20 protein-coding genes are annotated in these 23,244 nt (G+C 59.5%); 1 reads left to right on the top strand and 19 read right to left on the bottom strand.

The genetic code is table 11. The annotated features are described in order from the left end of the window. Positions 1 to 2: 2 nt before the first annotated feature. The 19 genes from nuoJ to ACKZ62_RS11175 all read right to left on the bottom strand — a co-directional run bounded on the left by nuoJ (position 3) and on the right by ACKZ62_RS11175 (position 21,432). A complete protein-coding gene (gene nuoJ, locus ACKZ62_RS11085; RefSeq protein WP_003174726.1) occupies positions 3 to 506 on the bottom strand; it encodes an NADH-quinone oxidoreductase subunit J in 504 nt (167 codons plus the stop codon). A gap of 9 nt (positions 507 to 515) precedes the next feature. Continuing rightward, positions 516 to 1,064 carry an NADH-quinone oxidoreductase subunit NuoI gene (gene nuoI, locus ACKZ62_RS11090; protein ID WP_003174725.1) on the bottom strand — a complete coding sequence of 183 codons (549 nt, stop codon included), beginning with the start codon at positions 1,062 to 1,064 and terminating at the stop codon, positions 516 to 518. An 11-nt stretch (positions 1,065 to 1,075) separates the two neighbouring features. Then, positions 1,076 to 2,083: an NADH-quinone oxidoreductase subunit NuoH gene (gene nuoH, locus ACKZ62_RS11095; protein ID WP_003174724.1), complete on the bottom strand. Its 1,008-nt coding sequence runs from the start codon at positions 2,081 to 2,083 to the stop codon at positions 1,076 to 1,078. Beyond that, positions 2,080 to 4,794: an NADH-quinone oxidoreductase subunit NuoG gene (nuoG, locus tag ACKZ62_RS11100; protein WP_032889693.1), complete on the bottom strand. Its 2,715-nt coding sequence runs from the start codon at positions 4,792 to 4,794 to the stop codon at positions 2,080 to 2,082. The genes nuoH and nuoG overlap by 4 nt, the downstream gene beginning before the upstream one ends. 135 nt (positions 4,795 to 4,929) lie before the next feature. Next, complete coding sequence (nuoF, locus tag ACKZ62_RS11105; protein WP_003174722.1) at positions 4,930 to 6,285, bottom strand: NADH-quinone oxidoreductase subunit NuoF; 1,356 nt, start codon at positions 6,283 to 6,285, stop codon at positions 4,930 to 4,932. After that, a complete protein-coding gene (gene nuoE / locus ACKZ62_RS11110) occupies positions 6,282 to 6,779 on the bottom strand; it encodes an NADH-quinone oxidoreductase subunit NuoE (RefSeq protein ID WP_003174721.1) in 498 nt (165 codons plus the stop codon). The genes nuoF and nuoE overlap by 4 nt, the downstream gene beginning before the upstream one ends. A gap of 2 nt (positions 6,780 to 6,781) precedes the next feature. After that, the gene (gene nuoC / locus ACKZ62_RS11115) at positions 6,782 to 8,566 is read right to left on the bottom strand and encodes an NADH-quinone oxidoreductase subunit C/D (RefSeq protein WP_095184439.1); all 1,785 of its coding nucleotides are present in this window, start codon (positions 8,564 to 8,566) and stop codon (positions 6,782 to 6,784) included. 71 nt (positions 8,567 to 8,637) lie between these two features. Further along, the gene (locus ACKZ62_RS11120) at positions 8,638 to 9,312 is read right to left on the bottom strand and encodes a NuoB/complex I 20 kDa subunit family protein (RefSeq protein ID WP_003174719.1); all 675 of its coding nucleotides are present in this window, start codon (positions 9,310 to 9,312) and stop codon (positions 8,638 to 8,640) included. A 10-nt stretch (positions 9,313 to 9,322) separates the two neighbouring features. After that, complete coding sequence (locus tag ACKZ62_RS11125; RefSeq protein WP_003219575.1) at positions 9,323 to 9,736, bottom strand: NADH-quinone oxidoreductase subunit A; 414 nt, start codon at positions 9,734 to 9,736, stop codon at positions 9,323 to 9,325. A gap of 657 nt (positions 9,737 to 10,393) precedes the next feature. Next, entirely contained in the window at positions 10,394 to 11,719 is a 1,326-nt protein-coding gene (aceA, locus tag ACKZ62_RS11130; protein WP_010458877.1) for an isocitrate lyase, read from the bottom strand. A 485-nt stretch (positions 11,720 to 12,204) separates the two neighbouring features. Continuing rightward, positions 12,205 to 12,942: a secretin N-terminal domain-containing protein gene (locus ACKZ62_RS11135; RefSeq protein WP_032889688.1), complete on the bottom strand. Its 738-nt coding sequence runs from the start codon at positions 12,940 to 12,942 to the stop codon at positions 12,205 to 12,207. A gap of 211 nt (positions 12,943 to 13,153) precedes the next feature. Next, positions 13,154 to 13,576 (bottom strand): GNAT family N-acetyltransferase, encoded by a 423-nt coding sequence (locus tag ACKZ62_RS11140; protein ID WP_032889687.1) that lies wholly within the window; start codon positions 13,574 to 13,576, stop codon positions 13,154 to 13,156. Continuing rightward, a complete protein-coding gene (locus ACKZ62_RS11145; RefSeq protein WP_032889686.1) occupies positions 13,569 to 14,735 on the bottom strand; it encodes a ribosomal protein uL16 3-hydroxylase in 1,167 nt (388 codons plus the stop codon). Before ACKZ62_RS11145 ends, ACKZ62_RS11140 begins: the two co-directional genes overlap by 8 nt. Positions 14,736 to 14,818: 83 nt before the next feature. Then, positions 14,819 to 16,189 (bottom strand): adenylosuccinate lyase, encoded by a 1,371-nt coding sequence (purB, locus tag ACKZ62_RS11150; RefSeq protein ID WP_032889684.1) that lies wholly within the window; start codon positions 16,187 to 16,189, stop codon positions 14,819 to 14,821. Positions 16,190 to 16,314: 125 nt separating this feature from the next. Further along, positions 16,315 to 16,938: a high frequency lysogenization protein HflD gene (gene hflD / locus ACKZ62_RS11155; RefSeq protein ID WP_027606331.1), complete on the bottom strand. Its 624-nt coding sequence runs from the start codon at positions 16,936 to 16,938 to the stop codon at positions 16,315 to 16,317. After that, entirely contained in the window at positions 16,935 to 18,059 is a 1,125-nt protein-coding gene (gene mnmA / locus ACKZ62_RS11160; protein WP_032889682.1) for a tRNA 2-thiouridine(34) synthase MnmA, read from the bottom strand. Before mnmA ends, hflD begins: the two co-directional genes overlap by 4 nt. Before the next feature lie 59 nt (positions 18,060 to 18,118). Next, the gene (locus ACKZ62_RS11165) at positions 18,119 to 18,565 is read right to left on the bottom strand and encodes an NUDIX hydrolase (protein ID WP_032889681.1); all 447 of its coding nucleotides are present in this window, start codon (positions 18,563 to 18,565) and stop codon (positions 18,119 to 18,121) included. Positions 18,566 to 18,625: 60 nt separating this feature from the next. Continuing rightward, the gene (locus ACKZ62_RS11170) at positions 18,626 to 19,027 is read right to left on the bottom strand and encodes a carbohydrate-binding module family 20 domain-containing protein (RefSeq protein WP_095184443.1); all 402 of its coding nucleotides are present in this window, start codon (positions 19,025 to 19,027) and stop codon (positions 18,626 to 18,628) included. Positions 19,028 to 19,206: 179 nt separating this feature from the next. Next, positions 19,207 to 21,432 carry an NADP-dependent isocitrate dehydrogenase gene (locus ACKZ62_RS11175; RefSeq protein WP_095184444.1) on the bottom strand — a complete coding sequence of 742 codons (2,226 nt, stop codon included), beginning with the start codon at positions 21,430 to 21,432 and terminating at the stop codon, positions 19,207 to 19,209. Positions 21,433 to 21,926: 494 nt separating this feature from the next. Between ACKZ62_RS11175 and icd the strand changes: the two genes are divergently transcribed. Continuing rightward, positions 21,927 to 23,183, top strand: a complete 1,257-nt coding sequence (gene icd, locus ACKZ62_RS11180) for an NADP-dependent isocitrate dehydrogenase (protein WP_032890041.1) — start codon at positions 21,927 to 21,929, stop codon at positions 23,181 to 23,183. Positions 23,184 to 23,244: the final 61 nt, after the last annotated feature.

Below are 23,244 nucleotides of genomic sequence, written 5' to 3' on the forward strand. Positions count from 1 at the left end.
CGTCATTGCTCCTTGGCTTCGTTGCGGCCCAAGTGGAAGGCGGTGATGGCTGCCGCGAGCAGCAGCATCGAAGCCAGTTCGACCACCAGCAGGTACGGGCCGAACAGGCTGATGCCCACGGCTTTCGCGTCTACGGTGGTGTGGCCGATGGCCTGGCCGCTCTGGTGAGCGAACAGCACATACAGCAGTTCACCCAGGAGCAGCGCTGCGAGGACAACCGGGCCGAGCCAGATGCCGGGCTTGAGCCAGACGCGTTCCTGGGCGACCGAAGCCGGCCCCAGGTTGAGCATCATCACCACAAACACGAACAGCACCATGATGGCGCCGGCGTAGGCGATCACTTCGAGCACACCAGCGAACGGCGCGCCGAGGCTGAAGAAGGTCATGGCCACGGCGATCAGCGAAATGATCAGGTAGAGCAGGGCGTGCACGGGGTTAGTGTTGGTGATCACACGAAGCGTGGACACCACTGCAATACCCGATGCGAAATAGAAAGCGAATTCCATCTTTCTTCCTTAAGGCAGCAAGCTCTTCACGTTGATCGGCTCGGCTTCGTTTTGTGCGGCGCCTTTCGGCTTACCGGCAACGGCCATACCTGCAACACGATAGAAGTTGTAATCAGGGTTTTTACCGGGACCAGAGATCAGCAGATCTTCTTTCTCGTACACCAGGTCCTGACGTTTGAACTCGGCCATCTCGAAATCCGGTGTCAGCTGGATTGCGGTGGTCGGGCAAGCTTCCTCGCAGAGGCCGCAGAAAATGCAGCGCGAGAAGTTGATACGGAAGAAGTCCGGGTACCAGCGACCGTCTTCGGTTTCAGCTTTCTGCAGGGAGATGCAACCCACCGGGCACGCCACGGCGCACAGGTTGCAGGCTACACAACGCTCTTCGCCATCGGGGTCGCGGGTCAGCACGATACGGCCGCGATAGCGCGGCGGCAGGTACACCGCTTCTTCCGGGTATTGCAGGGTGTCGCGTTTGCGGAAACCGTGACCGAACACCATCACCAGGCTTCGCAACTGGGTACCGGTACCCTTAACGATGTCGCCAATATATTTGAACATGGGTCAAATCCTCACTGAACCGCGGCCGCTGGCGTGTTCAACAACACAACGGCAGCAGTCACCAGCAAATTGATCAGGGTCAGTGGCAGGCAGAAGCGCCAGCTGAAATCCATCACCTGGTCGTATCGTGGACGCGGAATGGAAGCGCGCAGCAGGATAAACAACATGATGAAGAACGCGGTCTTCAGGAAGAACCAGAAGAACGCCAACTGCGGCAGGATGCCGAACGGACCGTGCCAGCCGCCGAAGAACAGCGTCACCAGCAGGGCAGAGATCAAGATGATGCCGATGTACTCACCGACGAAGAACATGCCCCATTTCATGCCGGCATATTCAATGTGGTAACCGTCGGCCAGTTCCTGTTCTGCTTCAGGCTGGTCGAACGGGTGACGGTGAGTCACGGCGACGCCAGCGATGAAGAAAGTACAGAAGCCGAAGAACTGCGGAATGATGAACCACAGGTTCTGCGCCTGGTACTCGACGATGTCGCGCATGTTGAACGAGCCGACCTGCACCACGATGCCCATCAGCGCCAGGCCCATGAACACTTCGTAGGACACGGTCTGCGCCGAGGCACGCAAGCTGCCCAACAGGGCGAACTTGTTGTTACTCGACCAACCGGCGAACAACACCGCGTAGACCGACAGACCGGCCATGGCGAAGAAGAACAGCAAGCCGATGTTCAGGTCCGCCACGCCCCAGGTCGGGGTGATCGGGATGATCGCGAAGGCAATCAGCAAGGCGCTCATGGCCACGACCGGTGCCAGGGTGAAGATCACCTTGTCGGCAAACGGCGGGGTCCAGTCTTCCTTAAAGAACATTTTCAGCATGTCGGCAGCGATCTGGAACATGCCGAATGGGCCAACGCGGTTCGGACCGTAACGATCCTGCCACCAGCCCAGCAGGCGACGTTCGACGAAGCTGAGCAGGGCGCCCGCAACGACCACGGCCAACAGGATCACGATGGCCTTGACGACCGAGATGATCACGTCGATCACTTCAGGGGTGAACCAGGTCATTGCGCTGCCTCCTGCAGACCGTCAACGGTTTTGCCAAAGATCGCAGGCGGAATGCCGGCGAGGCCTTTAGGCAGTGCAACCAGGCCAGCGCCCAACGCTTCGTTGATACGCAGCGGCAGACGCAGAGTCTGGCCGGCCACGTTCAGGCTGAGCACGGCACCGTCGTTGACGCCGAGACGGTCGGCTTCGGACTTGGCCACGGACACGTACGCTTCTGGGATGCGGCTTTGCACCGGCGCGGCCTTGGAAGAGTTCTCTTCGCTGCCGAACAGGTGGAAGAACGGCACAACTTGCCAAGTGCCCTGGGCCGGGTTGAACGGGCGCGGTACTGCTGCGAACCAGTTCAGCGAGTCACCGGTGCTTTCGATCAGGCGGGTGCCTGGGTCGCCAGCGCGGATGTGACCACCGACTTCGTCCTGGAACTTGTTCCAGGCCTGCGGCGAGTTCCAGCCCGGCGACCAGGCAAACGGCACCTGCTGACGCGGCTCGACTGACCCCGAGTAACCTTCCATGGAGAAGGCGAACGCGGTGTCGTTGTCTTGTGGGGTACGCGGTTCGTGCACGCTGATGTCGGCGCGCATGGCGGTACGACCGGAGTAACGCAGCGGTTCACGGGCCAATTTCATGCCCTTGATGCGGAACGCGGCGGACGGTGCGGCATCGACGATACGCGCAAGCTGCGGTGTGCTGCCGGCGACGGCTGCGGTCACGTGGTCCAGTTGGGTCCAATCGATCGGCTGGTTCAACAGGGTCGCGCGCAGGGCATGCAGCCAGCGCCAGCCTTCGTGAACCAGGATGCTGGCGTCCATGTACTTCGGATCGAATACCTGGAAGAAGCGCTGGGCGCGGCCTTCCTGGCTGACCAGGGTGCCGTCGCCTTCGGCAAAGCTCGCCGCTGGCAATACCAACTGAGCGCGGTCGCTGGTGGCGGTCTTCTGGTGGTCGGCCACGATCAGAACTTTGGCGGCGTTCAGTGCAGCGTCAACCTTGGCGGCGTCGGTGCGTGTGTACAGGTCGTTTTCCAGCACCACCATGGCGTCGGCGTTGCCGTCGATCACGGCTTGCAGGCCAGCGTCCAGGGACTCACCACCCAGCATGGCCAAGCCAAGGCTGTTGGCTTCCGGCACGACCAGGCTGATGGAGCCGTTCTTGTCGCGCAGCTTCAAGGCCTTGGCGATGTTGGCGGCGGCTTCGATCAATGCTTTGGAACCCAGCGAGGTACCGGCAATGATCAATGGACGCTTGGCTGCCAGCAGAGCGTCGGCAATGCGTTGGGCCAGTTCGACGGCTTCAGTGTCCAGGCCTTCGACGGCAGGCGCGCTGGCGTCCAGGGCGTGGGCCACGGCGAAACCGATGCGGGCGAGGTCGTCCGGTGCAGCGTGGACGCATTCTTCGGCGATGTCGTCGAGCTTGGTTTCAGCGATGCTGGCGATAAACAGCGGGTTCAGCGCGTGCTGGCCAATGTTTTTCACCGCAGCGTCCAGCCATGGCTGTACGCGCATGGCGTCGGCCATCTCTTCAGCCTTGCCTTTGACCGACTGACGCAGGGACAGCGCGATACGCGCGGCGGTCTGGGTCAGGTCTTCACCGAGTACGAAGATGGCATCGTGGTCTTCGATGTCGCGCATGTTCGGCACTGGCAGCGGGCTGTCGTTCAGCACTTGCAGGACCAGACGGATGCGTTCCAGCTCACCAGCTTCGATGCCGGAGTAGAAGTGCTCGGCACCGACCAGTTCGCGCAACGCGTAGTTGCTTTCGAGGCTGGCGCGAGGCGAACCGATACCGACGATATTACGACCGCGCAGCAGGTCGGCGGCTTTATCCAGCGCGTCGTCCAGGCTCAGCTTAGTGCCGTCGGCCAGCAGTGGTTGGCGCGGGCGATCCTTTCGGTTGACGTAGCCATAGCCGAAACGGCCACGGTCGCACAGGAAGTACTGGTTGACCGAACCGTTGAAGCGGTTTTCGATACGACGCAGTTCGCCGTAGCGTTCGCCCGGGGAAATGTTGCAACCGCTGGAGCAGCCGTGGCAGATGCTCGGGGCGAATTGCATGTCCCACTTACGGTTGTAGCGCTCGGAGTGGGTCTTGTCGGTGAACACACCGGTCGGGCAGACCTCAGTGAGGTTGCCGGAGAACTCGCTTTCGAGCACGCCGTCTTCAACGCGACCGAAGTACACGTTGTCGTGGGCGCCGAAGACACCAAGGTCGGTGCCGCCAGCGTAGTCTTTATAGAAACGTACGCAGCGGTAGCAGGCGATGCAGCGGTTCATCTCGTGGGAAATGAACGGGCCGAGGTCCTGGTTCTGGTGGGTACGCTTGGTGAAGCGATAACGGCGTTCGTTGTGGCCGGTCATCACCGTCATGTCTTGCAAGTGGCAGTGACCGCCTTCCTCACAGACTGGGCAGTCGTGGGGGTGGTTGGTCATCAGCCATTCGACAACGCTGGCGCGGAACGCCTTGGATTCTTCATCTTCGATGGAGATCCAGGTGTTGTCGGTGGCTGGGGTCATGCAGGACATGACGATACGACCACGGGTGTCGTTCTCGTCGGTGTATTGCTTGACCGCACACTGGCGACAGGCACCGACGCTACCGAGTGCGGGGTGCCAGCAGAAATACGGGATGTCGAGGCCTAGTGACAGACATGCCTGTAACAGGTTGTCCGCCCCATCGACTTCGAGCGCTTTGCCGTCTACGTGGATAGTGGCCATGGTTCAAAGTTCTTCGTTGGCCCGTTGTCAGCGGGCGTGGCTAATGGAATCTTGTTATTCATGGGCATCAACACAGCCTTTACGGCGTCAGCCCATGAGAAGACGAAGGGCACGGACCCTTCGCCTTTTAAAGCGTTACGCGCCGACTACGATCGGCCTTGCCAGAGGCGGGACGGCGGCGCTGGTAGGCGCAATACCGGCTTCGAACTCCGAGCGGAAGTATTTGATTGCGCTGCCCAATGGCTCCACGGCGCCCGGTGCGTGAGCACAGAAGGTCTTGCCTGGGCCGAGGAAACCGACCAGACCCAACAGGGTCTCGATGTCACCCTCACGGCCTTCGCCATTTTCCAGGGCCATCAGCAGCTTGACGCTCCACGGCAGACCGTCGCGGCATGGGGTGCAGAAGCCACAGGATTCACGGGCAAAGAACTGCTCCATGTTGCGCAGCAGCGAGACCATGTTCACGGTGTTGTCCACCGCCATCGCCAGGCCAGTACCCATCCGGGTGCCCACCTTGCCGATGCCGCCGGCATACATTTGTGCGTCGAGGTGCTCGGGCAACAGGAAACCGGTACCAGCGCCGCCTGGCTGCCAGGCCTTCAAGGTGTAGCCGTCGCGCATGCCGCCGGCGTAGTCCTCGAAAAGCTCGCGTGCGGTAACGCCGAATGGCAGCTCCCACAAGCCAGGATTCTTGACCTTGCCGGAGAAGCCCATGAGCTTGGTGCCCATGTCTTCGCTGCCTTCACGGGCCAACGATTTGTACCAGTCCACGCCGTCGGCGATGATCGCCGGCACGTTGCACAGGGTCTCAACGTTGTTGACGCAGGTCGGCTTGCCCCATACGCCCACGGCGGCGGGGAAGGGGGGCTTGGAGCGCGGGTTGGCGCGGCGCCCTTCGAGGGAGTTGATCAGTGCGGTTTCTTCACCGCAGATGTAACGCCCGGCGCCGGTGTGCACGAACAGTTCGAAATCAAAGCCGGAACCCAGGATGTTCTTGCCCAACAGGCCAGCAGCCTTGGCTTCTTCCACGGCACGGTTGAGGTGCTTGGCGGCGGTGGTGTATTCGCCACGCAGGAAGATATAGCCACGATAGGTTTTCAGCGCGCGGGCACTGATCAGCATGCCTTCGATCAGCAAATGGGGCAGTTGCTCCATCAGCATGCGGTCTTTCCAGGTGTTCGGCTCCATTTCATCCGCGTTGCACAGCAGGTAGCGGATGTTGATGGACTCGTCCTTGGGCATCAGGCCCCACTTCACGCCCGTGGGGAAGCCTGCACCGCCGCGGCCTTTGAGGCCGGCGTCTTTCACGGTCTGGACGATGTCGTCCTGGGCCATGTCGGCAAAGGCTTTGCGCGCAGCGGCGTAGCCGTTCTTGGCCTGGTACTCGTCGAGCCATACCGGCTCGGCATCGTCACGCAGGCGCCAGGTGAGAGGATGGGTCTCAGGCGAACGCTTGATCAGGTTGGCGGGGCCGAAAGATGTAAGGGTCATGGGTAGCCCTCAAGCAATTGGGTCACGCCAGCAGGCTGCACGTCACCGAATGTGTCGTCGTCGATCATCAACGCCGGCGCCTTGTCGCAGTTGCCCAGGCAGCACACCGGCAGCAGCGTGAAGCGGCCGTCCGGAGTGGTTTGGCCCAGGCCGATGCCGAGTTTGTTCTGGATCTCGCTGACCACGGATTCGTGACCACCGATGTAGCAGACCATGCTGTCGCACACGCGAATGATGTGACGGCCCACCGGTTGACGGAAGATCTGGCTGTAGAACGTAGCCACGCCTTCAACGTCGCTGGCGGGGATGCCCAGAATCTCGCCGATGGCGTAGAGGGCGCCGTCCGGCACCCAGCCACGTTCCTTCTGAACGATCTTCAGGGCTTCGATCGACGCCGCGCGCGGGTCTTCGTAGTGATGCAGCTCGTGCTCGATGGCCGAGCGCTCGGTTTCACTCAAGGTGAAACGGTCTGTCTGGATAAGCGTGCTGTTCATGCTTAGCGGTCCACGTCGGCCATAACGAAATCGATACTACCCAGGTACGCAATCAAGTCCGCGACCATCTCGCCTTTGATCACCGAAGGGATCTGCTGCAAGTGCGGGAAGCTTGGAGTACGAATCCGGGTGCGGTAGCTCATGGTGCCGCCATCGCTCGTCAGGTAATAACTGTTGATACCCTTGGTCGCTTCGATCATCTGGAAGGATTCGTTGGCCGGCATGACCGGGCCCCACGAAACCTGCAGGAAGTGCGTGATCAGGGTTTCGATGTGCTGCAGCGTGCGTTCTTTGGGCGGCGGCGTGGTCAGCGGGTGATCCGCCTTGTACGGGCCGGCCGGCATGTTGCGCATGCACTGTTCGATGATCTTCAGGCTCTGGCGCATTTCTTCGACGCGCACGATGCAACGGTCGTAGGCATCGCCATTGGCGGCCACCGGCACTTCGAACTCGAAGTTCTCGTAGCCGGAGTATGGGCGCGCTTTACGCAGGTCGAAGTCGCAGCCAGTCGAGCGCAGGCCTGCACCGGTGACGCCCCATTCCAGGGCCTCTTTGGTGTTGTAGGCGGCGACGCCGATGGTACGGCCCTTGAGGATGCTGTTATCGAGCGCGGCTTTTTGGTACTCGTCCAGACGCTTGGGCATCCAGTCGATGAACTCCTTGACCAGGCGCTCCCAACCATTCGGCAGGTCGTGGGCCACGCCGCCGATGCGGTACCAGGCCGGGTGCAGACGGAAACCGGTGATGGCTTCGATGACCTTGTAGGCGCGCTGACGGTCGGTGAATGTGAAGAACACCGGGGTCATGGCGCCGACGTCCTGGATATAGGTACCCAGGAACAGCAGGTGGCTGGTGATCCGGAAGAACTCGGCCATCATGATGCGGATGGTGTCGACGCGGTCCGGGACCTTGATGCCGGCCAGCTTCTCGACCGAGAGCACGTACGGCAGGTTGTTCATCACGCCGCCGAGGTAGTCGATACGGTCGGTGTACGGGATGAAGCTGTGCCACGACTGACGCTCGGCCATCTTCTCGGCGCCACGGTGGTGGTAGCCGATGTCCGGCACGCAGTCGACGATTTCTTCGCCATCCAGTTGCAGGATGATACGGAAGGCACCGTGAGCCGAAGGGTGGTTCGGGCCAAGGTTGAGGAACATGTAGTCCTCGTTGGTGCCGGAGCGTTTCATGCCCCAGTCTTCCGGACGGAAGCGCGCAGCCTCTTCTTCGAGCTGTTGCTTGGCGAGGTTGAGGCTGAACGGGTCGAATTCGGTGGCGCGGGCAGGGAAGTCCTTGCGCAGCGGGTGACCTTCCCACGTTGGCGGCATCATGATGCGCGTCAGGTGCGGGTGGCCGGGGAAGTCGATACCGAACATGTCCCACACTTCACGCTCGTACCAGCTGGCGTTGGGCCAGATACCGGTTACGGTCGGGACGCTCAGGTCGCTCTCGGAGAGGGCAACCTTGATCATCACGTCGCTGTTACGTTCCAGCGACATCAGATGGTAGAACACGGTGAAATCGGCACCGCTTGGCAGGCCCTGGCGCTTGGTGCGCAGACGCTCGTCCACGCCATGCAGGTCATAAAGCATGACGTACGGCTTGGGCAAGTTACGCAGGAAGGTCAGGACTTCGACGAGCTTGGCGCGCGCCACCCACAGCACCGGCATACCGGTACGTGTGGCCTGGGCGGTGAAGGCGTCAGGGCCAAAACGGTTATTGAGTTCGACGACCACATCCTGGTCGTCTGCCTTATAAGGCGGGATGTACAGAGCGCTGCCTGTAGTCATGGTTTTTTATCGCTTTCGGTCAACGTAAAGAATGAAGCCAGGTGTTCGTTCTATAAAAGAAGCGGGCTGGATCAGACTTCGTCAGGGCTGCGCAGGTTGGTGACTGCGATTCGCTGTTCGCGGCGCTGTTCCTTTTGCGAGGGCATCTCGGCGCGGTAAACGCCTTGATCGCCGACGACCCAGGAAAGCGGACGACGCTCCTTGCCAATCGATTCCTGCAACAGCATCAAGCCTTGCAGAAATGCTTCAGGGCGGGGCGGGCAGCCAGGCACGTAGACGTCCACGGGCAGGAACTTATCCACCCCTTGGACCACTGAGTAGATGTCGTACATGCCACCGGAGTTGGCGCACGAACCCATGGAGATAACCCACTTCGGTTCGAGCATTTGCTCGTAGAGACGCTGAATGATCGGCGCCATCTTGATGAAGCAGGTTCCGGCGATAACCATGAAATCCGCCTGGCGCGGTGATGCCCGGATAACTTCGGCGCCAAAGCGCGCGATGTCGTGGGGCGCCGTGAAGGCGGTGGTCATTTCCACGTAGCAGCACGAAAGGCCGAAGTTGTACGGCCACAGGGAGTTTTTACGCCCCCAATTGACCGCGCCACTCAGCACGTCTTCGAGTTTGCCCATGTAGATGTTTTTGTGGACTTGGTCTTCTAACGGATCGGAAACGGTTTCCCGTTCGCCGATGGGGTACTGCTCGTTAGGAGCATCCGGGTCGATCCTGGTGAGATTGTATTGCATCGCCAAAGCCTCATTGTTTCAGCTTCGCTTGCCGCTTACGACGAGCTTCCGGAGCCCAGTCAAGGGCGCCCACTCGAAATAGGTAGACAAGGCCTGCCAACAGAATTGCTATGAAAACGAGAGCTTCGACGAATCCGGTCCAGCCGCTTTCGCGGACGGACACAGACCAGGCAAAGAGAAAGAGGGCTTCGATATCGAAGATCACGAACAGCATCGCGACCAGATAGAATTTGGCTGAGAGCCGCAGACGGGCGCCACCTGTAGGTAGCATGCCCGACTCGAACGGTTCGTTTTTGCTGCGGCCCCAGGCTTTTGACCCGAGGAGGCTGGAAACACCGAGCATGAAGGCGCAAAGGCCGACAACACCGAGGAGGAAAATGGCAAAGCCCCAGTTGTGGGCCATGAGTCCTGTCGCTTCGGTCATGCTGGAAATCCTTAACAGAGAGCAAAGGTCTCTGAGCTCGAAAAAGTAATGATGCAGTGACGATATGTCGCAGCGCAGTCAATCGCGGTGATTTTATGGCTAAACACCGGGCAAGTAAAATTCCTATAGCGAAATTATTCGATGGAATAAGGACATAGTGCACCTTCTTGGGGCTGTAGCCCTTGCGGGGCGGGGATTAGCGGGCATTTGATCAATTATGTTTTGTTTAACCAGTAACGAAGTTTTCATGGTCTAAATGATAATGAATATTGTTTGCGCGGGGGTTTAAGCGATTGTTTCTCATGTGGCGGGGTAAGTTGCCGTTACTTGTTTGATTGGCGCAAGTTGCCGGAGCGGATCTTTTAACCGATTTATCCGCAGCGAATACCGCTCTGGATCAAGGTTTTGTACAAAATCTTCAGGTTGCGTGCGTTCCCTTGTGGGAGGGGGCTTGCCCTCGATGGCTGAGTGTCAGTCAATAACGCTGTTGCTGATCCACCGTTATCGGGGGCAAGCCCCCTCCCACATTTGGATTCTCATTGGCCCGGGGCAGATATCTCAGGCAAAAAAACGCCCCGAACCAGTCGGGGCGTGATTGTCGTGCAGCACTGCGGTTAGCTCTTTAACGGGTCCGCAGTGGCTGTGTACTCACATCGATCAGTGGAACTGCTCTTCTTCAGTCGACCCGGTCAGCGCGGTCACGGACGAGGTGCCGCCCTGGATCACGGTGGTCATGTCATCGAAGTAGCCAGTACCCACTTCCTGCTGGTGCGCCACAAAGGTGTAGCCTTTGGAGGCGTCAGCGAATTCCTGCTCCTGCAGCTTCACGTAGGCGGTCATGTCGTTGCGGGCGTAGTCGTGCGCCAGGTTGAACATGCTGTGCCACATGTTGTGAATGCCGGCCAGGGTGATGAACTGGTGCTTGTAGCCCATGGCGGACAGTTCGCGCTGGAACTTGGCGATGGTCGCGTCGTCCAGGTTCTTCTTCCAGTTGAAAGAAGGCGAGCAGTTGTAGGACAGCAGTTGGTCCGGGTATTCCTTCTTGATCGCTTCGGCGAAACGACGCGCTTCGTCCAGATCCGGCTTGGCGGTTTCGCACCAGATCAGGTCGGCATACGGTGCGTAGGCCAGACCGCGGGCGATGGCCTGATCGAGGCCGGCGCGTACCTTGTAGAAACCTTCCTGAGTGCGTTCGCCGGTAACGAATGGCTGGTCGTACGGGTCGCAGTCCGAGGTCAACAGGTCTGCTGCGTTGGCGTCGGTACGGGCCAGGATGATGGTCGGTGTGCCGGCAACGTCAGCCGCCAGACGGGCAGCGGTCAGCTTCTGTACAGCTTCTTGGGTCGGAACCAGTACCTTGCCGCCCATATGGCCGCATTTCTTCACGGAAGCCAGTTGGTCTTCGAAGTGAACGCCCGCGGCGCCTGCTTCGATCATGCTCTTCATCAGCTCATAGGCGTTCAGTACGCCGCCGAAGCCGGCTTCGGCGTCAGCTACGATTGGCGCGAAGTAGTCGATGTAGCCTTCATCGCCTGGGCCTTTGCCAGCTTTCCACTGGATCTGGTCAGCACGACGGAACGAGTTGTTGATGCGCTTGACTACGGTTGGCACGGAGTCAACCGGGTACAGCGATTGGTCGGGGTACATGGATTCAGCGGAGTTGTTGTCCGCTGCCACTTGCCAGCCGGACAGGTAGATCGCCTGGATGCCGGCTTTTACCTGTTGGACTGCTTGACCGCCAGTGAGGGCGCCCATGCAGTTGACGAAATCTTTGTCGGGACGGAAGGAAGGCTTGGCACCTTGGGTGACCAGGTTCCACAGCTTCTCGGCGCCGAGTTTTGCAAAGGTGTGCTCAGGTTGAACCGAGCCACGCAGGCGGACGACGTCAGCAGCGGAATAAGCGCGGGTTACGCCTTTCCAGCGTGGGTTTTCAGCCCAATCTTTTTCAAGGGCTGCAATTTGCTGTTCGCGTGTCAGTGCCATGGGGAAAAACCTCGTCGCATAGGTCTAGGTGGAAAGATCCATTTGCCAGCCGCGCAATCGTTGCGGGGTATGGCTGCTCGCTGACCAGAAGCATAGGTGGTCAAGTCAGGTTCGACGGGGAAGGCGACGGGATGAACGATGATCGAGAGGGGGCAGGTAAAGGCTGGCCGAGAACGGTCTTCGGGCATCGTGGGCCCTTGGGTATTCTGCAGCATGTTGCCGGGTTACCTGGTTAGCTTCCGTCCCTCGGGACAACTTCGTTCCAGTCGCAACCTCGTCAAACACACCTTGTGGGCGGTACAGACACGAATCGGCTCAGGTGGGTAGCTTAGAGCGACGATCCGAAGGCCCTTGCCAGGGCCCCTGATTAGCGGGAGCGAGGCCATCATGCCCATGCTTTTTTGGATCGTCAAATGTTTTGTAGTGCTTTTTTTATAGCACTACATCTTTAGTCTAATACGACTCATCAGTCAGTTTTTGGTGCTTCAGTTCAGGGTGTCGACCTTGACCCGCAACGTCAGGTCATCACGGCCCTGGGTAGAGTAGCTGCGGGTTGTAGAGGATTTATCGGCTTGGGTTTCACGGTTGATGCCGGCCAGGGGGATCCATTCGCCAAGGCGCCCGCTGACGGTTGTGTCGGTACTTTGTACATTCACTACATCGGGACGTTCCTGGCTCATGCGGTCACGGTTGGTACTGATCGCCAGATGCACGGTCTCGCCGGTGACGCTGGCAGTGACGTAGAAGCCCTGGGTGACGTTGCGGTATTGGGTCTGGTTCTGCGGGCGGCCGTAGGCGTCTGGTTGGGTGGTGGTCAGTGGCACGCTCTGGCCGACCTGGATAAGCGCGGGCACGCCTTCGCTGGCCTGGATCTGCTGGATGCCGCCGTCGCGACTGGCAGTGCCGTAGTTGATGATGCGGGTTTGGCTATCGCCACTGTTCTGTTGGTTGTTTTCGTTGGTGTCTACAGTAATCAGCAGGCGCTTGGCCGGTGTGTCCAGTTGTGCAATCAGTGCGCGCAGGTCCTGGAGTTTGCCGGGATCGGCGTTAACAATAAGTTGGTTGCCGTAGGCGCTGACGGTGCCGTCCTTACCGATGAAATTCTGCGCCACCGGCAATAGATCGGCGCTGGTGCGGTTGTTCAGGTTGACGACTTCGGTGTCGGCCATTGTCGAGCAACTGACGGCCAGGAGGAGGGCGGTGAGCAGGGTGCGTAGGGACATGTCCGTTATCTCTGCGAGTCATTTAGGCTTGATAGTGCCAGTTTGTCGGCCTGGCGTGTAGTGAGCGGGCTTGCCCTGCGCTGGGCTGCCTAGCGGCCCCTATAAAAAACGCCGCGTTCTTTCAGAAAGAACGCGGCGTTTGGTTTTGTGGCTGCTAAGCAGCCCAGCGCGGGGCAAGCCCGCTCACCACAGACAAGCCCTTAAGCAGGGATCAGCCCCCACGCACCATATCAACATGGGGAATCCCGACTTCCAGGAACTCATCGCTGACGATCTTGAAGCCCAACCGCTCATAAAACGGCGCTGCATAGACCTGCGCGCTGAGGAACTGTTTGGTCTGGCCGCGTTGCTCGGCCACGCCAATCACCGCTTCCATCAGCTTGTCGCCAACCTTCAGGCCGCGCCAGTCCTTGAGGACCGATACGCGGCCGATCTCGCCGCTGGGCAGCAGGCGAGCGGTGCCGATTGGAAAGTCGCCTTCGAACGCCAGGAAGTGCATCGCACCAGCGTCATCCGCGTCCCACTCCAGCTCGGGCGGAACCGATTGTTCAGCGATAAATACCGCTTCACGAATGCGCCGAATCTCGGCGATATCCTTTTGCCAGTCCGCGACACTTACGTGAATTTTATTCATCGGCAAATCCCAGGCTGCCTTGCTTGACCAGCTCGCACAGCAGGTCGCGGCCGTCTTCGTCGGCGAGCCACTCACCCAGGTTTTCGCTGTGCAACGCATCGGCGGAGCACACCAGTTTCAACAGTTCACGCAGCTTGCCGGGCAGGTAGCGGCTCTGGCCGCTGGCAAACAGCAGCACGTCGTCGTCCACTTCCGACCACGCCATGCGCGCGCTTGGGTTGCGTACCAGAATCGCGCCGTCTTGCAGGGTGCTGATGAAGTCTTCTTCGCCCAGCTCTTCGCCGGCCACGAGTTCTGGGTAGCGCGGTTCGGTCATGAACTGGCCGAACCAGGTCAGCAGCATGCGTTCGTCGCTCATGTGCTCGGCCAGCAGGCTCTTGAGGCGGTCGAGGGCGTCGCGCTGGATCTGATGCGGGTCGCTGACCGGCTGCGCGTCGGCGTCGGTGTAGCGCTCTTCATCCGTCAGGTATTGGGCGAGGAAATCGGTGAAGTGGGTGAGCACTTCGGCGGCGCTCGGCGCACGGAAGCCGACCGAGTAGGTCATGCAGTCGTCTTCGGCGATGCCGAAGTGCGCCAGGCGTGGCGGCAGATAGAGCATGTCGCCCGGTTCGAGTACCCATTCGGCGGTTTCTTCGAATTCGGCGAGGATGCGCAGGTCGGCGTGTTGCAGCAGCGGGCTTTCGGAGTTGCACATCTGGCCGATCTTCCAGTTGCGCTTGCCTTGGGCTTGCAGCAGGAACACATCGTAGTTGTCGAAGTGCGGACCAACGCTGCCGCCAGGCGCGGCGAAGCTGATCATCACATCGTCGATGCGCCAGCTTGGTAGAAAGCGGAACTGCTCCAGCAGCTCGGCCACTTCCGGAACGAACTGGTCGACCGCCTGCACCAGCAGGGTCCACTCGCGCTCAGGCAGGCTGCCGAAGGCGTCTTCGGCGAACGGGCCGCGACGCAGTTCCCACGGGCGCTCGCCGTGTTCGATCACCAGGCGCGATTCGACTTCTTCTTCCAAGGCCAGGCCGGCCAGTTCGTCGGCGTCGATCGGGCTTTCGAAATCAGGGATGGCCTGACGGATCAGCAGTGGTTTTTTCTGCCAGTAGTCACGCAGGAATTCCCGTGCCGTGATGCCGCCCAGAAGTTGAAGAGGGATGTCAGGATTCATGTGTAACCTATTGAAAGAAAGCACTTTTCAGACTGGAATAAAAACGCCCGGCGCGGCCGGGCGTCTCAAGGGTCTTGCGATGATCAGATGCGCTTGGCTTGCTCTACCGCGTTGCCGATGTAGTTGGCCGGGGTGAGCAGTTTCAGCTCGGCCTTGGCGGCGGCTGGCATGTCCAGGCCGTCGATGAAAGTTTGCAGCGCTTCAGGGCTGATGCCCTTGCCGCGCGTCAACTCTTTCAGCTTCTCGTACGGGTTTTCGATGTTGTAGCGACGCATCACGGTCTGGATCGGCTCGGCCAGCACTTCCCAGCATGCGTCCAGGTCAGCGGCGATTTTCTGCGCGTTGAGCTCCAGCTTGCTGATGCCTTTGAGGCTGGCTTCGTACGCGATCACGCTGTGGGCAAAACCCACGCCGAGGTTGCGCAGTACGGTCGAGTCGGTCAGGTCGCGCTGCCAGCGTGAGATTGGCAGCTTGCTGGCCAGATGCTGGAACAGGGCGTTGGCGATGCCGAGGTTGCCTTCGGAGTTTTCGAAGTCGATCGGGTTGACCTTGTGCGGCATGGTCGACGAACCGATTTCACCGGCAATGGTGCGCTGCTTGAAGTAGCCCAGGGAGATGTAGCCCCAGATATCGCGATCGAAGTCGATCAGGATGGTGTTGAAGCGCGCAATGGCGTCGAACAGCTCCGCGATGTAGTCGTGGGGCTCGATCTGCGTGGTGTAAGGGTTGAAGCCCAGGCCCAGCTCGTCTTCGATGAAGGCGCGGGCGTTGGCTTCCCAGTCGATCTCAGGGTAGGCCGACAGGTGCGCGTTGTAATTGCCGACGGCGCCGTTGATCTTGCCCAGCAATGGTACGGCAGCGACTTGAGCAATCTGACGCTCCAGACGATACACCACGTTGGCGAGTTCTTTGCCCAGGGTGGTCGGCGAAGCTGGCTGGCCGTGGGTGCGCGACAGCATTGGCACGTCAGCGAAACGGATGGCCAGTTCGCGGATAGCTTCGGCGGTCTGGCGCATCAGTGGCAGCATCACGTCATCGCGGCCTTCGCGCAGCATCAGGGCGTGGGACAGGTTGTTGATGTCCTCGCTGGTGCAGGCAAAGTGGATGAACTCGCTGACCTGGGCCAGTTCCGGCAGCTTGGCCGCCTGCTCTTTGAGCAGGTATTCAATGGCTTTGACGTCGTGGTTGGTGGTGCGCTCGATCTCTTTCACACGCTCGGCGTGCTCCAGGGAGAAATTTTCCGCCAGGGTGTTGAGCACAGCGTTGGCTTCGGCAGAGAACGCCGGCACTTCGCTGATGGCGGGATGAGCGGCCAGGCGCTGGAGCCAGCGCACTTCAACCAGAACACGAGCACGGATCAAGCCGTATTCGCTGAAAATAGGGCGCAGGGCCTGGGTTTTGCCGGCGTAGCGGCCGTCAACAGGGGAAACCGCAGTGAGCGAAGAGAGCTGCATGGGGTGTTCTCGGACAGTCGGGCAACGAAATGGGGCGCGTATCATACATGAAAAAATCCGCCGGTCCGTCGCCAACTGACCGGCGTATTACGCGTAACGGCTTGAAAAAAGCCCTTTGCTGCGACTTATTCGTTGCGCATCAACGGGTAAAGCTCTTTGAGCAATTTTCGACGGCTGATCACCAGCTGCCAGCGATGGCCGCCCAACTGACGCCACAACCGCGCCGAGCGAATACCGGCCAGAAGCAGGGCGCGGATTTTCGAGGCGTTGTTCGGTTGCTGCAGGTTGCGCATGTCGCCGTGAACCTGGATCCGCTGGCGCAAAGTGCTCAAGGTGTCTTGATACAGCGCACCACAGGCGGCGATCACGTTTTCGTGGGCCGGGCCGAAGTGTTCTACCTGGGACTGGATTTGTGGCAGGCGTTTGCCGATGGTTTCCAGCATGTCCTCGCGCTTGGCCAGTTGGCGCTCGAGGCCGAGCATCGACAGGGCGTAGCGCAGCGGCTCGCGCTGCAAGGTGCTGGGGTCGCGCTCCAGGGCGCCGATCAGGGCGCGGTAACCTTCACGCAGTGCGAGGTCGTCGCCGCCGTAGACTTCCAGAGTGTCCTTGGGGTCGCGGATCAGCAGGCTGCCGAGCATGCAAGTCAGGCCGGCTTCGGTGACCTGGCCGGTCTTGGCGATCTTGTCCACGAGCACGGCGGAGAGAAATACCCCGCCGAGTGCCGTCAATTGCTCTTGGGTAGGGCTCATGCCGGGTTGCTCCAGGCTTGCGCGACTTCAATCACGCCGCCGCCCAGGCAAATTTCGCCGTCATAGAACACCACCGACTGGCCGGGGGTGACCGCGCGTTGCGGGTCATCAAAGGTGGCGCGGTAGCCTGTCGCGGTTTTTTCCAGGGTGCAGGGCTGGTCGCTTTGGCGATAGCGCACTTTGGCAGTCAGGCGGCGCGGGGTGCTCAGGTCGATCGGGTTGACCCAATAGATCTCCGAGGCCAGCAGCGCGCCCGAGAACAGCAGCGGGTGTTCATTACCCTGGCCGACGATCAGCACGTTGTTTTCCAGGTCCTTGACCAGCACATACCACGGCTCTTCACCGGCGTCTTTCAAACCGCCGATGCCCAGGCCCTGGCGTTGGCCAATGGTGTGGTACATCAGGCCATGGTGACGGCCGATCACTTCACCTTCGGTGGTCTTGATCTCACCCGGTTGCGCCGGCAGGTATTGCTTAAGGAAGTCGCTGAAGCGGCGCTCGCCGATAAAGCAAATCCCGGTGGAATCCTTTTTCTTCGCGGTAGCCAGGCCGTGTTTCTCGGCGATCCTGCGCACTTCGGGTTTTTCCAGCTCGCCCACCGGGAACAGGGTCTTGGCGATCTGTTCACCGCCAACAGCGTGCAGGAAGTAGCTCTGGTCCTTGTTCGGGTCCAGGCCCTTGAGCAGTTCAGTACGGCCATCGATGTCGCGGCGGCGCACGTAGTGGCCAGTGGCAATCAGGTCGGCGCCAAGGATCATGGCGTAGTCGAGGAACGCCTTGAACTTGATTTCGCGGTTGCACAGGATGTCCGGGTTCGGCGTGCGACCGGCCTTGTATTCAGCCAGGAAGTGCTCGAACACATTGTCCCAGTACTCGGCGGCGAAGTTGGCGGTGTGCAGCTTGATACCGATCTTGTCACACACGGCCTGGGCATCTGCCAGGTCGTCCATGGCGGTGCAATATTCCGTTCCATCGTCTTCTTCCCAGTTCTTCATGAACAGGCCTTCCACCTCATAACCCTGCTCCATGAGCAGAACGGCGGAAACGGAAGAATCCACGCCGCCGGACATGCCGACGATGACGCGCTTCTTTTGTGTGTCAGAAGGGGCTGGATCACGCATAGGGTTTCAACGGGTGTCTTGAAAAAGGACGCGATTCTAGCAGGCCTGGGCCCGCAAGGCTAAAGAGAAGGGCGGATCAATTCCAGACTGTGACGCTGGCCGGCCAGATAATCATCGATGCAGCGGATGATCAGCTCGCTGCGCCAGTCCTCGCGCACGGCCATCAGCTCGTCACGGCTCAGCCAGCGGGCGCGCAGGATGCCTTCGTCGAGTTGGTAGTTCGGGTGGTGTTTCAGGGCTTTGGCAATGAAACAGACCCTTTGGTAGGTCACGCCATTGCTGGGTGCGGTGTACAGGTAGATGCCGACGATACCGGTGGCTTCAACGTCCCAGCCGGTTTCTTCGAGAGTTTCACGCACGGCGGCCTCGGTCAGGGTTTCGTCTGGGTCAAGGTGGCCGGCGGGCTGATTGAGCACGGCGCGACCGCCCTTGAGTTCTTCGACCATCAGGAAGCGTCCTTTGTCTTCGACGATGGTGGCGACGGTAATGTGGGGTTGCCAGGTCATAAGCGGGTCTCGAATTCAGGCGGGGCAGCTCCCATGATACGCCTGGCATCAGCAAGCTGCTCAGAACGTGCCGGTGGTCTGAGCCGAGGGAGAGAAAATCAATGTCGTCTCATTGTCCGGGTCGGGTTGCCACTTCTGAACATCCAGGGGGTTATTTTCGTTGCGAATAATACACTTCCACTTCACCTCCTGATTGAGCTCAACATTTGCAAAACTCACCTCGCCTGTCCACGTCGGGTAGTTTGCAGGGCTTAGCAAAAAAGCTTTCGCTGGAACCCATTCCCCGATCTCCGGTCGCGAGCCAACCACGTAAACGCTATATCCGGGTGTCGTGATGCCGTTTTTACAGGTGAAGTTTGCCTGGAGGAAATACTTTATTTTGATGTCTTGACCTGCATCTGACAATGGCGCTAAAGCGAGCAGGAACAGGTATAGCGGCAGTAGTTTGTGGGGGCGAAACATTTGATGGGCTCCTGTTCTCGGGTCATTAGTCACGAGAGCAGAATGTTCTTTTGGGGGCGGCAGGTAACCTGTCAATACTTACAGTTAGCTAGCATTTTTCGATATAGCTTCAGCGCTGTTAAAGCCTTAAAACACAAACCCCGGCGCATGGCCGGGGTTTGTGGTGTTCCCTTACAACCTTACTTCAACTTGGCAATTGCCGCGTTGAGGGTGTTGCTTGGGCGCATGGCCTTGCTGGTCAGCTCTGGGTTCGGCGCGTAGTAGCCGCCGATGTCCACTGGCTTGCCCTGTACGGCGTTGAGTTCGGCAACGATGGTTGCTTCGTTCTCGGCCAGGGTTTTTGCCAGTTCGCCGAACTGCGCTTGCAGTGCAGTGTCCTCGGTCTGGGCGGCCAGGGCTTGAGCCCAGTACAGCGCCAGGTAGAAGTGGCTGCCGCGATTGTCGATGTTGCCGACTTTGCGCGATGGCGACTTGTTGTTGTCGAGGAATTGGCCAGTGGCCTGGTCCAGGGTCTTGGACAGTACTAGGGCTTTCGGGTTGTTGTACGTCACACCCAAATGCTCAAGGGAGGCGGCCAGGGCCAGGAATTCGCCCAGGGAGTCCCAGCGCAGGAAGTTTTCTTCCAGCAACTGTTGCACGTGCTTCGGTGCCGAACCGCCGGCGCCGGTTTCGAACAGGCCACCGCCGTTCATCAGCGGCACGATCGACAGCATCTTGGCGCTGGTGCCCAGTTCCATGATCGGGAACAGGTCGGTCAGGTAGTCGCGCAGTACGTTGCCGGTCACCGAGATGGTGTCCAGGCCCTTGCGGGTGCGCTCCAGAGTGAACTTCATCGCGTCGACTGGCGACATGATGCGGATGTCCAGACCTTCGGTGTTGTGGTCTTTCAGGTAGGCCTGAACTTTCTCGACCACAACGCCGTCGTGAGCGCGCTTAGGGTCCAGCCAGAAGATGGCAGGGGTGTTGCTGGCGCGCGCGCGGTTGACGGCAAGCTTGACCCAATCCTGGATCGGCGCGTCTTTGGTCTGGCACATGCGGAAGATGTCGCCGGCTTCGACGTTCTGTTCCATCAGCAGGTTGCCCTTGCTGTCGGTGATACGGACTACGCCGTCAGCCTTGATCTGGAAAGTCTTGTCGTGGGAGCCGTACTCTTCTGCTTTCTTCGCCATCAGGCCAACGTTTGGCACGCTGCCCATGGTGGTTGGATCGAAAGCGCCATTGGCCTTGCAGTCTTCGATGACCGCTTGGTAGATAGTGGCGTAGCAGCGATCCGGGATCACGGCCTTGGTGTCGTGCAGCTGGCCGTCGGTGCCCCACATCTTGCCGGAGTCACGGATCATGGCTGGCATCGAGGCGTCGACGATGACGTCGCTCGGCACGTGCAGGTTAGTGATGCCTTTGTCGGAGTTGACCATCGCCAGGGAAGGGCGAGCGGCGTAGACCGCCTGGATGTCAGCTTCGATCTGCGCTTGCTGCTCGGCCGGCAGGGCCTTGATGCGAGCGTACAGGTCACCGATGCCGTTGTTCAGGTTGAAGCCGATCTGCTCCAGTACCGTGGCGTGCTTGGCCAGGGCATCTTTATAGAACTCGGCAACGATCTGGCCGAACATGATTGGGTCGGAGACCTTCATCATGGTGGCTTTGAGGTGGACCGACAGCAGTACGCCTTGTTTCTTGGCGTCTTCGATTTCAGCGGCGATGAACGAGCGCAGTGCGTTTTTGCTCAGCACGGCGCTGTCGAGGATCTCGCCAGCTTGAGCTGTGGTCTTTTCTTTCAGGACGGTGGTGGTGCCGTCCTTGCCGACCAGCTCAATTTTGACAGCATCAGCGGCTTCGATCTGTACGGCTTTTTCGCTGCCGTAGAAGTCGCCATTGCTCATGTGGGCGATGTGGGACTTGGAGTCCGCAGCCCATGCGCCCATTTTGTGCGGGTGCTTGCGGGCGTAGTTCTTGACCGACAGCGGCGCGCGGCGGTCGGAGTTGCCTTCGCGCAGTACCGGGTTCACGGCGCTGCCCTTGACCTTGTCGTAACGTGCACGGGTTTCTTTTTCCGCGTCGGTGGTTACGGTCTCCGGATAGTCCGGCAGGGCGTAGCCCTGGGCCTGCAGTTCCTTGATCGCCGCTTGCAGCTGCGGAGTCGAGGCGCTGATGTTAGGCAGCTTGATGATGTTGGCTTCAGGGGTAACGGCCAGGTCGCCCAGTTCGGCGAGGTGGTCCGGTATGGCCTTGTTGCCCAGTTGCTCGGGGAAGCTTGCGAGGATGCGCCCGGCGAGAGAAATATCGCGGGTTTCCACGGCAATATCAGCGGAAGCGGTGAAGGCCTCTACGATAGGCAGCAGTGAATAGGTGGCGAGGGCAGGGGCTTCGTCGGTGAAGGTGTAGATGATCTTCGAGCGGGTGGGCATATTCGGATTAACTCTCTTCTTTGCTGAAAGCGTGCGCAGAAACTCGAGATGCGCCGGGTGGAGCGCGTTCGTTCAAAGTCATCCATGAGCGAAATGTCGAGGTTTCTTCGCGGTGATGTTGGGTTGCATCAGTCGAGCGTCAAGCGGGTGGACTATTGTAATAGTCCGGCTTTGTAGCTGAAGGCACCTATTCTAGAGCGGTCAGCCGTCGTGACTCTTGGGTCAGCGGCGGCATTATACATAGGTCGCTATGCTTACGCCGAGCCTTCATACAAAAGGTGTGTCGTCCATTGGTCTAAAGGTCGCAGGTACCGGGGTACGCCTAAAGTCGCATGATGTGCTCAAGATTGGCGCTTTTCCCTTTGCTTTCAGGCTTGTAGGCGACAAATTATGCTGTTTTCGATGCAAATGAACATGGCGTGAGGTTTCGGTCGTCATTTATCTGGAGTAGGCTCGAACGCAGCCAGATGTTTAATCCATAGATGGAGTTCAGCATGGGATACAAGAAGATTCAGGTTCCGGCAGTCGGCGACAAAATCACCGTCAATGCAGACCATTCTCTCAATGTTCCTGACCAACCGATCATCCCTTATATCGAAGGTGACGGTATTGGCGTCGACATCAGCCCGGTGATGATCAAAGTGGTCGACGCAGCTGTTGAAAAGGCATACGGCGGCAAGCGCAAGATCTCGTGGATGGAGGTGTACGCCGGCGAAAAGGCGACTCAGGTCTACGATCAGGACACCTGGCTGCCCCAGGAAACCCTGGATGCCGTCAAGGATTACGTGGTGTCCATCAAGGGTCCGCTGACCACGCCGGTCGGTGGTGGTATTCGATCGCTGAACGTGGCTCTGCGTCAGCAGCTCGACCTTTATGTGTGCCTGCGCCCAGTGCGTTGGTTCGAAGGTGTGCCGAGTCCGGTCAAGAAGCCCGGCGACGTGGACATGACCATCTTTCGCGAAAACTCCGAAGACATTTACGCCGGGATCGAGTGGAAAGCTGGCTCGCCGGAAGCTATTAAAGTGATCAAGTTCCTCAAGGAGGAAATGGGCGTTACCAAGATCCGCTTCGACCAGGATTGCGGGATTGGCATCAAGCCGGTGTCCAAAGAGGGCACTAAGCGCTTGGCGCGCAAGGCCTTGCAATATGTGGTGGATAACGACCGCGAATCGCTGACCATCGTGCACAAAGGCAACATCATGAAGTTCACCGAAGGGGCCTTCAAGGAATGGGCCTATGAAGTGGCGGCCGAAGAGTTCGGCGCGACCCTGCTCGATGGTGGGCCGTGGATGCAGTTCAAGAACCCGCGCACCGGCAGGAATGTGGTGGTCAAGGATGCAATCGCCGACGCCATGCTCCAGCAGATCCTGCTGCGTCCGGCTGAATATGACGTGATTGCAACCCTTAACCTCAATGGTGACTACCTGTCCGACGCGTTGGCGGCGGAAGTGGGTGGTATCGGCATTGCGCCGGGTGCCAACCTGTCTGACACCGTGGCAATGTTCGAGGCGACTCACGGGACGGCGCCCAAGTATGCGGGCAAGGATCAGGTCAATCCGGGGTCTTTGATCCTTTCAGCGGAAATGATGCTGCGTCATATGGGTTGGATTGAAGCTGCTGATCTGATCATCAAGGGCACCAATGGCGCCATTTCGGCCAAGACCGTGACCTATGATTTCGAGCGCCTGATGGAGGGCGCCACGCTGGTGTCGTCGTCGGGCTTCGGTGATGCGCTGATCTCGCATATGTAACGTCTCACGCGACAAAAAAACGGCCATCCCAACTTGAGTGGGATGGCCGTTTTTCTTGCCG

The sequence above is a fragment of the Pseudomonas sivasensis genome, from assembly GCF_052938085.1.

Coding starts and splice junctions, on each gene's coding strand:
- nuoJ (WP_003174726.1), bottom strand. CDS start 506: ATGGAATTCGCTTTCTATTTCGCATCGGGTATTGCAGTGGTGTCCACG.
- nuoI (WP_003174725.1), bottom strand. CDS start 1,064: ATGTTCAAATATATTGGCGACATCGTTAAGGGTACCGGTACCCAGTTG.
- nuoH (WP_003174724.1), bottom strand. CDS start 2,083: ATGACCTGGTTCACCCCTGAAGTGATCGACGTGATCATCTCGGTCGTC.
- nuoG (WP_032889693.1), bottom strand. CDS start 4,794: ATGGCCACTATCCACGTAGACGGCAAAGCGCTCGAAGTCGATGGGGCG.
- nuoF (WP_003174722.1), bottom strand. CDS start 6,285: ATGACCCTTACATCTTTCGGCCCCGCCAACCTGATCAAGCGTTCGCCT.
- nuoE (WP_003174721.1), bottom strand. CDS start 6,779: ATGAACAGCACGCTTATCCAGACAGACCGTTTCACCTTGAGTGAAACC.
- nuoC (WP_095184439.1), bottom strand. CDS start 8,566: ATGACTACAGGCAGCGCTCTGTACATCCCGCCTTATAAGGCAGACGAC.
- ACKZ62_RS11120 (WP_003174719.1), bottom strand. CDS start 9,312: ATGCAATACAATCTCACCAGGATCGACCCGGATGCTCCTAACGAGCAG.
- ACKZ62_RS11125 (WP_003219575.1), bottom strand. CDS start 9,736: ATGACCGAAGCGACAGGACTCATGGCCCACAACTGGGGCTTTGCCATT.
- aceA (WP_010458877.1), bottom strand. CDS start 11,719: ATGGCACTGACACGCGAACAGCAAATTGCAGCCCTTGAAAAAGATTGG.
- ACKZ62_RS11135 (WP_032889688.1), bottom strand. CDS start 12,942: ATGTCCCTACGCACCCTGCTCACCGCCCTCCTCCTGGCCGTCAGTTGC.
- ACKZ62_RS11140 (WP_032889687.1), bottom strand. CDS start 13,576: ATGAATAAAATTCACGTAAGTGTCGCGGACTGGCAAAAGGATATCGCC.
- ACKZ62_RS11145 (WP_032889686.1), bottom strand. CDS start 14,735: ATGAATCCTGACATCCCTCTTCAACTTCTGGGCGGCATCACGGCACGG.
- purB (WP_032889684.1), bottom strand. CDS start 16,189: ATGCAGCTCTCTTCGCTCACTGCGGTTTCCCCTGTTGACGGCCGCTAC.
- hflD (WP_027606331.1), bottom strand. CDS start 16,938: ATGAGCCCTACCCAAGAGCAATTGACGGCACTCGGCGGGGTATTTCTC.
- mnmA (WP_032889682.1), bottom strand. CDS start 18,059: ATGCGTGATCCAGCCCCTTCTGACACACAAAAGAAGCGCGTCATCGTC.
- ACKZ62_RS11165 (WP_032889681.1), bottom strand. CDS start 18,565: ATGACCTGGCAACCCCACATTACCGTCGCCACCATCGTCGAAGACAAA.
- ACKZ62_RS11170 (WP_095184443.1), bottom strand. CDS start 19,027: ATGTTTCGCCCCCACAAACTACTGCCGCTATACCTGTTCCTGCTCGCT.
- ACKZ62_RS11175 (WP_095184444.1), bottom strand. CDS start 21,432: ATGCCCACCCGCTCGAAGATCATCTACACCTTCACCGACGAAGCCCCT.
- icd (WP_032890041.1), top strand. CDS start 21,927: ATGGGATACAAGAAGATTCAGGTTCCGGCAGTCGGCGACAAAATCACC.